Annotated in this window: 7 protein-coding genes; 5 read left to right on the top strand and 2 right to left on the bottom strand. The window is 47.7% G+C overall.

Annotated elements, in window-relative coordinates; translation table 11 throughout:
- Positions 1-163 precede the first annotated feature (163 nt).
- Positions 164-1,684, top strand: coding sequence for a sulfatase-like hydrolase/transferase (locus O3C43_23195; GenBank protein ID MDA1069392.1), 1,521 nt, complete (start codon positions 164-166; stop codon positions 1,682-1,684).
- A 24-nt stretch (positions 1,685-1,708) separates the two neighbouring features.
- On the top strand, positions 1,709-3,268 hold the full coding sequence (locus O3C43_23190) for a sulfatase-like hydrolase/transferase (GenBank protein MDA1069391.1): 1,560 nt from the start codon (positions 1,709-1,711) through the stop codon (positions 3,266-3,268).
- A gap of 258 nt (positions 3,269-3,526) precedes the next feature.
- On the opposite strand, the gene O3C43_23185 is transcribed toward O3C43_23190, so the two are convergent.
- The gene (locus O3C43_23185; GenBank protein MDA1069390.1) at positions 3,527-4,345 is read right to left on the bottom strand and encodes an alpha/beta hydrolase; all 819 of its coding nucleotides are present in this window, start codon (positions 4,343-4,345) and stop codon (positions 3,527-3,529) included.
- Between the two features lie 474 nt (positions 4,346-4,819).
- On the opposite strand from O3C43_23185, the gene O3C43_23180 reads away from it, so the two are divergent.
- The 3 genes from O3C43_23180 to O3C43_23170 all read left to right on the top strand — a co-directional run bounded on the left by O3C43_23180 (position 4,820) and on the right by O3C43_23170 (position 8,828).
- Positions 4,820-5,908 carry a family 20 glycosylhydrolase gene (locus tag O3C43_23180; GenBank protein ID MDA1069389.1) on the top strand — a complete coding sequence of 363 codons (1,089 nt, stop codon included), beginning with the start codon at positions 4,820-4,822 and terminating at the stop codon, positions 5,906-5,908.
- Positions 5,901-7,100, top strand: a complete 1,200-nt coding sequence (locus O3C43_23175; GenBank protein ID MDA1069388.1) for a DUF5009 domain-containing protein — start codon at positions 5,901-5,903, stop codon at positions 7,098-7,100. Before O3C43_23180 ends, O3C43_23175 begins: the two co-directional genes overlap by 8 nt.
- 171 nt (positions 7,101-7,271) lie before the next feature.
- Positions 7,272-8,828 carry a hypothetical protein gene (locus tag O3C43_23170; GenBank protein MDA1069387.1) on the top strand — a complete coding sequence of 519 codons (1,557 nt, stop codon included), beginning with the start codon at positions 7,272-7,274 and terminating at the stop codon, positions 8,826-8,828.
- Positions 8,829-9,429: 601 nt separating this feature from the next.
- Here the strand turns inward: O3C43_23170 and O3C43_23165 are convergent.
- On the bottom strand, positions 9,430-9,609 hold the full coding sequence (locus O3C43_23165; GenBank protein MDA1069386.1) for a hypothetical protein: 180 nt from the start codon (positions 9,607-9,609) through the stop codon (positions 9,430-9,432).
- Between the last annotated feature and the right edge of the window lie 374 nt (positions 9,610-9,983).

Raw genomic sequence — 9,983 nt, 5'->3', positions numbered from 1 at the left:
CGAGGGCAAGTTTATTTATCAATCCCTGTAACCATACGCATTATACGCTCTAAATAATTATACCGTGGATGAAGGATAGAATTGTAACACTAATCCTTGTTACCCTATTTGAAAGCCCTAAGGTAACGTCTTGGATAATGATTAATCGCCCTATGTTAACACCATGAGATCTTTCCCCTTGTTTACTTTGTTTTGTCTAATCCTGTCACAGGCATTCAACCTCACAACTCTCGCACAGGAAGCCAAACGTCCAAACATCCTTTTCATTATCGCCGATGATCAGGCACCGTTTGACCTGAAGGCCTACGACCCAAGCTCGGCTTTAAACACACCGAATATTGATCGCCTAGCCAATGAAGGCATGGTGATCGATCGGGCCTACCACATGGGAGCCTGGGTGAGTGGCGTTTGCACACCTTCCAGGCACATGATCATGTCGGGGCGGACGTTGTGGCATGCACCCAATCGGCCAGGAAAGGACGACAATCCGCATTGGAACAATCCGGAGATGGTGCCACCTGACCTGGTTAAGAATACCATGGCCGCGGTGTTCAACCGGGCTGGTTACGCTACCATGAGAACCTGCAAACCGGGTAACAGTTATGAGGAGGCCAACGCTCAATTTTCCGTGCGTCGGGACGCCGATAAACGAGGGGGAACGGACGAAAGTGGGAGCGCCTGGCATGGAGAACAAGTCTTGGATTACTTAAACGAGCGCGAGACAACAAATGATAAAGATCCGTTCCTGATCTACTTTGGATTTTCTCATCCGCACGACACACGCGATGGAAAACCGGAACTTCTCGAGAACTACGGAGCAACCAACCATACTGATCCGGATTCACTTCCTGAAGCCCATCCCAAACAACCACCACTTCCACTCAACTACCTTCCTGAGCACCCCTTCCCTTTTCGATTACCAGGCGCTAGAGACGAAGAACGCGTGAGCGGAGTATGGTTCAACCGGGACGAACGCACGATAAGAAATGAACTTGGACGAGAATTCGCCTGTAGCGAAAACATCGATATTCAAATCGGTCGTGTGCTTGAAAAACTGGAAGCGATGGACGAGCTCGACACCACTTTCATCTTCTACACCTCGGATCACGGAATCGCGATCGGTCGCCACGGTCTTCAAGGAAAACAGAATCTTTATGAACACAGCTGGCGTGTACCTTTCATAGTTAAGGGTCCGGGCATTGAGGCCGGCTCGCGAGCGCCAGGAAACGTCTATCTGCTCGATGTGCTGGCAACCATGTGCGATCTCGCAGGCATCCAGGCACCGGATACGAATGAGGGCAAAAGCATCAAACCCGTCCTTCTGGGAGAGCAACAAACCATCCGCGATGTTCTTTATGGTGTATTTGCGGCAGAAACCAGACCCGGTCTCCGCACGGTACGTAAGGGAGATTGGAAGCTCATTAAGTATGATGTTTACGATGGCGGCTATCAGAAGACGCAGCTCTTTAATCTTGTCAAAAATCCCGATGAACTTCTTCCCGAACACCATACCCCCCGGATGGTGGCGACAACTGGCAACCAACCCAAACCCTACCAGACCAATCTGGCGGACAATCCCGCGCATGCGGATAAATTGGCTGAAATGGAATCTCTTTTACTTCTCGAAATGCAAAAGCATGATGACCCCTTTCGACTCTGGAATCAGCCACCCATAAACCAATAAACATAGTTACTCATCCCTGATTTTATGCCCACTCAGCGTTTACTCCATCCAATCCGAATCGTTATTTCAGTCGTTGCGCTGATTGCCACCCAGAGCATCATCCGTCAAACGGCCACCGCCGCCGACCGACCACCTGTGGTGAGCTTGTCGAAGCCAAATTTCCTTTTTATCATCGTAGATGATCAATCGCCGTTTGACCTGAAGGCATATAATCCGGAGACACGATCCCAGACGCCAAATATAGACCGTCTTGCAGCGGAAGGCACCGTATTTACCAGCGCCCACCACATGGGTGCCTGGGTCGGTGGAGTCTGCACGCCATCGCGGCACATGGTCATGTCGGGTAGAACCGTTTGGCATATTCCCGACAAACCGGAGCGGACCAGTAACAACCCCAATAACAACAACCCGGACCTCGTCCCCCCTGACCTGGTGGAATACACCATGGCAGCCGTTTTCAACCGGGCCGGTTACGATACCATGCGCACCTGCAAAAATGGGAACAGTTACGAGGCGGCCAATAAACAATTCACCGTTCGCCATGACGCCAGCAAGCGGGGAGGAACGGACGAAACAGGAAGCACCTGGCACGGGGATCAGGTTATGAATTATCTCAACGACAGGGAAAGGACCAAAGACGAAGATCCCTTTCTGATCTACTTCGGATTTTCACACCCGCATGATACACGGGATGGACGACCTGAGTTGTTAGCCAAATACGGAGCGGTCAATCACACCGACAAAAACTCACTCCCACCGGCTCATGCACTACAACCTCCTCTGCCAGAAAACTACCTTCCAGCCCACCCCTTCCATCACGGTCATCCCGGATTGCGCGACGAAGTAAGTGTGAGCGGCGTATGGGAGAACAGAGACGAACGCACTATCCGGAATGAGCTCGGTCGCGAGTTCGCCTGCAACGAAAATATCGATATTCAGATCGGACGCGTACTGGATAAACTTGAGGCTATGGGCGAGTTGGATAACACCTACATCGTTTACACCTCCGACCACGGCATCGCCATCGGTCGCCACGGCTTGCAGGGCAAACAAAACCTGTACGAACACACCTGGAGAGTGCCTTACATCGTCAAAGGTCCGGGTATCCAGGCCGGGGCAAGAAAGACCGGAAATATTTACTTGCTCGACTCGTTACCTACCCTCTGTGATTTCGCAGGAATACAAGCTCCAGCTACATTTGAAGGCGTGAGTTTCAAACCCGTTTTGGATGGAAAACAGGACACGGTGCGTGACGTACTTTACGGAGTTTATTGCGGCGGAACCAAACCCGGTATGCGTTCTGTCAAACAAGGCGATTGGAAACTCATCAAATACGATGTCATGGATGGTGCGGTTCGCGAAACACAACTTTTCAATCTCGCTCAGAATCCTCATGAGTTCATCGCGATGCATAACGTCTCGACGGTAGTGTCCTTGACTGGGGTTCAGCCTGAGAGCCATCAAACCAACCTCGCACACAATCCACTCTACGCTGAAAAACGAAAAGAAATGGAAGCCTTACTCTTAGCCGAAATGCGCCGACTCGATGATCCATATCGCCTCTGGGATCAACCGGTAAACTAGAGCTGTGTCACAGTAGTTTCTTAACTATTTAACTAACAACGCTCCTTTCAGTCACTTGATCCGCCATTGGCGGAACAGGAGATAACTGAGCAAACAGAGATTTATTGAAAAGTATGTCGTTCATTTCGATAAGATTCCTGAGCTTCTCTAACTGACTATCGTCTGGCCGCTTTATGCTCCGTTATCTCAATTAGCTTCTGTACAATAATTGGTGTCCATCGGCGGGGATTCTACTCGTTAGGAAGTGGAAAAATATTTTTAACGAGCATGCTTCAGAATGAACGCAACAATCGGAACAGGATCCTCAAGGCTATGCGGATGGTGACCGACGCCTGGTTTGTGAATCACCTGAATTTCACCACCCATCGCTTTGTATCGTTGCTCAATGATGGCGGTATTCTCGGACACGGGAACCACCACATCGGCATCACCCACCACGTGCAACAAAGCTATGTCGGCCTCCGCCAAAGGCTTGAGGTTGTCGATGGGATTGTTTGTGAAATTTAAGGCCTGCTCCTCGGTAAACCCATACGCTTCAAGACAGGCTTCCCAGGTTTTAGCGGAACTCCATTTCATGGGCCAACTCTTGAAATCACAAACAGGAGCATCGGCATAAATACAGCTCACCTTATCTGGATTGGCAGAGGCCCAATTATAGATGATCAAACCTCCCCGCGAAAATCCTTCCAAAGCGGGCTTTGGGGAGAACGAGTGGTCGGTAGTGAGATAGTTATAAAAGACATTCCACCGATCAACCGCTTTGGGAGAGCCAAAGAGCCCAGCCACATCCACATACGCGATATGGAATCCATATTGAAGCAAAGCGATATCCGTTTGCGGCTCGTGACCAAAGAACCGCGCGCGCCACACCCAAGGCCGACCCTCGGCAATCTCACGAGGCGTCACAACCCGGCACTTGAGTTCATCCACTTCAAAATCAAACTGATCAAACGAATGAAAGTCCGACTTCTCACCTGGCCAGGAATCTATGGAATCAACAGAAAAGACTTCTGAATAGGTCAGACTGAGAAAACAACCAATGACTAAGCGAAGAACACTCATTGAAAGAGATTTCATAGCTGTAGGATCAACACACTTTGGCGATCAAGTAAACCGTAGAGCGGCTAATCGCTAATCAAAAACCTGTGGCAGTACCGAGGCCTTGGCCGACAGCGAAGCGAACAACAGCCACAAGGTATGAAAGGCTTAAAACATCCCACCAGATGTTCGCTTTCTACTTATCATTTTCACTTTGTCCAAAAGACTGAGCGGACATCGTTGATGGTATGCTCGGCAGCAAGCTACCTCCTACATTTCGTATCGCAAATACAACTGTAGGAGGTAGCTCGCTGCCGATTTCGAATGCTCAAACTTCCTATCAGTCACCGACTCCGCGGCAGAGACCACGGGGAATTACAAGTTTACTTTCTCCCGTTACCCAAACGCTTCAAAGGACATCCATTCAAGACAGATGGGGTAAATTTAAAAAGCCTCATCCATCTTTTGACATACCCGTAGTGAATCGCCAACCTCTGCGAATCTTCACTACCCATGGTTCGCTACTCCATTTTTTTAATTACCAGTACCTTGTTCCTCCTTGGGAGTATGGGATGGGCAAAGGATGAGATTGAAGTTCGAGCTTTTTCAATCAAATCCCCAAGACCGGATTCCGTTGAACGATTCGCCGGATTTATCGAAAAGGAATTGGCACCCAGAGGCGTGAATACACTTATACTCCGGGTGGATTATGATTTCGAATTCACCGGCCATCCGGAACTCCGAGGCAATCATGCCCTATCGATTAAAGCAGCCAAAACGTTGTTAGATATTTGCCGAAGGCACGGCATCGAACTCATTCCCCAAATAAACCTCCTGGGACACCAATCCTGGCAGACCGATTTAGGTAAACTTCTTACGGTTTATCCCGAATTCGACGAAACTCCACACGTTAAATTGCCAACCGAATACGAATGGCCCAACGAAGACGGTCTGTATTGTAAAAGTTACTGCCCACTTCACCCCGACGTCCATGAGGTCGTATTTTCCTTAGTGGACGAAGTTATGGATGCGTTTGAAGCGAGCAAATTTCACGCTGGCATGGACGAGGTTTTTTATATCGGAGACGACCGCTGTCCGCGTTGCGCTGGAAAAAACAAAGCGAAGCTGTTCGCGGATGAAGTATCCAAAATCCGGAATCACTTAAAGAAAGAGGACCGGGAACTATGGATTTGGGGCGATCGACTATTGGATGGAAATTCCACGGGCCTGGGTATTTGGGAAGCCAGCGGGAATGACACCCACCCTGCCATTGATTTGATTCCGAAGGATGTTATAATTTGCGACTGGCACTATGAACGCCCCGACCAGACCTTTTCTTACTTTGTCATGAAGGGATTCAAGGTGGTCACTTGTGTTTGGCAGAAACAGGATGTAGCTGTTAAGCAATTCGAGGATATGGTTCGATTTAAACAGCATTCGACTAAACCACTGGCGGATCGCTACCTGGGCATGATGCAAACCATTTGGTCACCCGCCGAAAATTTCATGGACGCCGTGGAGGGAGAATTAGAAGAAAATGACAAACGTCGGGGCCAGGTAGACTGTTTTAACTCCTTGTTTAAAAGGTTAAATCATGAGTGAGAATCCTCCCAACAATAAGCGTATCTATTCCATAGACGCCTTTCGTGCGGTCACCATGTTACTGATGATCTGGGTAAATGATTTCTGGTCGCTGATCGATGTCCCAAGCTGGCTCAAACATAAGCGAGCGGCCGAGGACGCATTGGGATTCTCGGATGTAATATTTCCGGCGTTTCTTTTTATTGTCGGACTGTCCATTCCTTTTGCGATCAACAACCGACGAAGCAAAGGCGACACCAATGAAACCATTCTTCGTCACATTCTAGAACGGTCATTCGCTCTTTTGCTGATGGGCTTTTTCATAGTCAATCTGTCGAGTCTGAATGGAGATAAAGTATTAACCGGTAAATTCGGTTGGCAGGTCTTGATGACCCTCTCCTTTTTTCTTATCTGGAACATCTACCCGAAAAAGGAGTGCTGCCGGTTCTTTAATTTAGGAATGCGGGTAGCAGGTTACCTCATCTTGATCTTTCTTGCTGTTATTTACCAAGGTCCGGGTGACACAGCCGTTTGGATGAAATCCTACTGGTGGGGTATCCTGGGACTTATTGGTTGGGCTTATTTATACGCCTCAATTATTTACTTGTTCTGGGGAAACAAGTGGCAACTCATGGCGGCCGCTTGGGTATTTTTTGCCCTGTTCAACATTATGGATACCTTGGACTGGCTCGGATCACTCAGCGGCCTTAGAGAATACCTATGGATCTCGGGGAGTGGTTCTACAGCTGCCATGACGATGGGAGGTGTGGTGGTTTCAACCATCTACCTCCAACAATATGAAGAAGCAGACAAGAAGCATTTCTTAAAGTTTCTATTCATTCTCGGAATGGTTGTTTTAACGATTGGATTTCTTGTCAGACCCATTGGTGGCATTTCAAAAATCCGGTCCACTCCTTCATGGACGGAGATTTGTACAGGAATCAGTATTTTGACCTATGCCGTACTGTTTTGGCTGGTGGACATGCGCGGACGAAAAACATGGATGGGCCTGATCAGGCCTGCCGGCACTTCCACCCTCACCTGTTACCTCATCCCCTACTTTGTTTACGCAGCGGTGGCTGTCACAGGATCTTCACTACCGGAGTCGTTAAGAACAAATCTGATAGGATTGATTAAATCTTTATGCTTTGCGTTTGCTGTGGTTTGGATAACCGGGTTGATCAATCGTCTCGGCATAAAGCTCAAAATATAGAGACTTCTATCGGGTTTGATATTCAGACTTTAGAGTCCAGTTCTTCAAGCAAGGGTTCATCGCCGGATTCTTCCAAATTTAATGATGGACCGTTTTCGGTTGTCCCGATTTCTTGCTCTTAATGAATCTGGCTATTCGTATCTTCGACCCGCCTACCATGTTTTCCAAGTCATGAAAGGAGTGAACACGAGAACGATGTTTGTATTGCTGGTAGGTATATCGGTTATCCTGATCAGCATGAGTCTGCACAAAGGTCATTTTTGGGGAGGTGACTTTGCCAGCTATATTATGCAGGCACAAAGCATTCTGGAAGGGACACAAAGGGAATTCATCGAAGCAAACAGATTTACCATTGAAAACTCTTCTTTTGAGATGGGACCCGATGCTTATCCCTGGGGGTTGCCCGCACTCCTGGCCGCGGTAATTCCAGTGCTTGGAACCCATATGGTAGCTTTAAAAATGGTCGGGTGCATTTCCTTTTTACTTTTTCTCCTGTGCCTTTGGATTGGATTTCGCAAGCGCCATACCCCTCTTGGATTTCTTGGCCTTACCAGTATCTTTGTATTTAATCCTTACGTCCTTAATCGATTCAATGCGATTGGAACCGAGTTTCCTTTTCTCTACCTGTCCACCCAGAGTATAATTCTCATCACCGTTTTGGTTGTCGAAAACCGGAGTATTACCAGGTTCAGAAGCTTGGACCTGGTTTTGTTGGGAGCTTCAATTGCCGCAGCCTTTTTTGTGCGGACCAACGGACTCCTTCTCCTTGCGACCCTGGCCATTGCCCAATGCATTGCTCTCGTTCAAAAGCAATGGAAGGAAGAGACGGACTGGAAAAGCCTGGCCAGTCCGATGTTCCTCAAAACCTGTATTACAGGCGGTAGGTATTCTTTGGGGACATTCACTCTTTTTCTCACACCGTACCTGACCTTTTTTTGTGCCGTTGTTTTATGGAATTTCTGGTTACCGAAGGGAGGGGTTTCACAAATGGGTATTTTAGATCAGATTTCGTTTCCCGGGCTAATCGACAATGCTATAGCCTACCTTAAGATCCCGGTTGATTTATATTTTGGAGTTCCCTTTCGAAAGGTGGTGTACGTCCTGAGCCTTCTGATCGCGATGGTTGGCGTCGCAAAACGATTTAAGGTGGACTACCCCATCCTAGTTTATGGGCTGCTTACTTATGTACTCTATATCGTATGGCCTCCACAATTGGGACTCAGAGGCGTTATGCCAATAATTCCTTTTTATTTTTCGTTTTTTATTTCCGGATTGGAGCACTTCCAAGGAAGCGCAAAACTCAAAAACACTTTTTTCAGGAAGGTGGTTTTTGTCGTTCCTTTGGCGACGATCATCAGCTTTTTCCTGATCACGTCCATGCCGAAGCTGGTGGACAATCTCAGAAAAGATAGAGAATCCACCTACGGAGCTTATACGGAATCTTCCAAAGAAATGTATGGCTTTATCGAGGAAAACACGGAGGGGGATAGCACTATCATCTTTTTTAAACCCCGTGTCCTGCGAATGATCACCCAACGAAAATCCATTCTCATTAATAGGACCGATCAACTTTCTCGCGGGGATTATTTGTGCTACTGCATCAGAGAGGAACCTGAGAATCAGATTTCGGAATCTGAGATAAAGGCGCTTGTCGAAAACGAAGCCGCACAGCTCCTTTTTGAGAACAGGAATTTTAGATTCTACCGACTACTGATAAAAAAGGGCTAATAGGCGCAATGATTGCCTTTCTTTAATTCCACAAAAAGAACGAGCTATGAAAACTTGCGGTTTTCAATCCTTCCCTTCAGTCACCGACCCCGTGGCAGAGACTGCGGGGAATGAAACTCCCCGACGCAAGGAGGCTGTTGAAAAAGTCTAATCATTTAAAAAACATCACACTTTGTCATCCAGAGCGCAGCGAAGGATCCATAAGTCATTGATATAACTTGAATACTCAGTGGATTCTTCAGTCGCCAAGGCTCCTTCTGAATGACAAGTGCTTTTTTCAACAGCCTCCAAGCATCGGGGTATCTGAAATACAAGAACAAGCTCATTTCTCTCATGCTCGCAAGAATCCAGCAGACATTGTTGGTATTCGATTCGCGACCAAGGTCACTCCTACAGCTACTTTCGCGTGTCAAAATGTAGGAGCCAGCTTGCTGGCGATCTCCGCGATTTCAAACTTTCCCTTCAGTCTCCGACCCCGTGGCAAAGACTGCGGGGATTTAATGAGTGGTAGATTTCGACTCAGTCCTAAAGTATCTTTTTAAAAAAGCAGTTCTACCCACGAATAGGCAGAGCTGCTTGATTGAACAGATTAAATTACTGCCTAGAACTTGAACGAATTGCTCAACTGATAGGTGGTTGGATTACTAATCCCATACACGGGGGAGCGGTCCGGATTAAGAGCGATGACACGCAAGTCACCTTCATTCCAAAGATTCTTGACGTTGAGCTGGATTCGCCAGTCGACCTTGTCTTTGAAGATCTTCCGTTTGTATCCGGCCATAACACCGCCAACAATAATCGAATCACCAACAAAAGCATTATCCAGGTCGGCACCGCGTGTGGAACTTTACTTTTGTGCAGATGGTAAAAAAATTGTGGCGAAACGCAGTATAATTGAAGAAAGCGCGGCGCCCTTTATAGGGGCGCCACGTATGAATTTAGAACGATACGATACAATGATGTTTAGAATCTAAACGTGTTCGACAGACGATACGTCGTGGGATTGTTCGCGCCGAATATGGACGATCCATCAGCTAAGATGCGGACGATGCGGACGTCGCCGCCCTGGCAGAAGACGTTGTCCACGGGGTGCAGGACAAATTCTTTCCGTATCGCTGAAACCCTTTATTTTGGGCTTGAAAGTGTCTAGCTACT

Source organism: Verrucomicrobiota bacterium (assembly GCA_027622555.1).
Lineage (GTDB): Bacteria > Verrucomicrobiota > Verrucomicrobiia > Opitutales > UBA2995 > UBA2995.
This window is presented reverse-complemented; position numbering and strand designations above follow the sequence as displayed.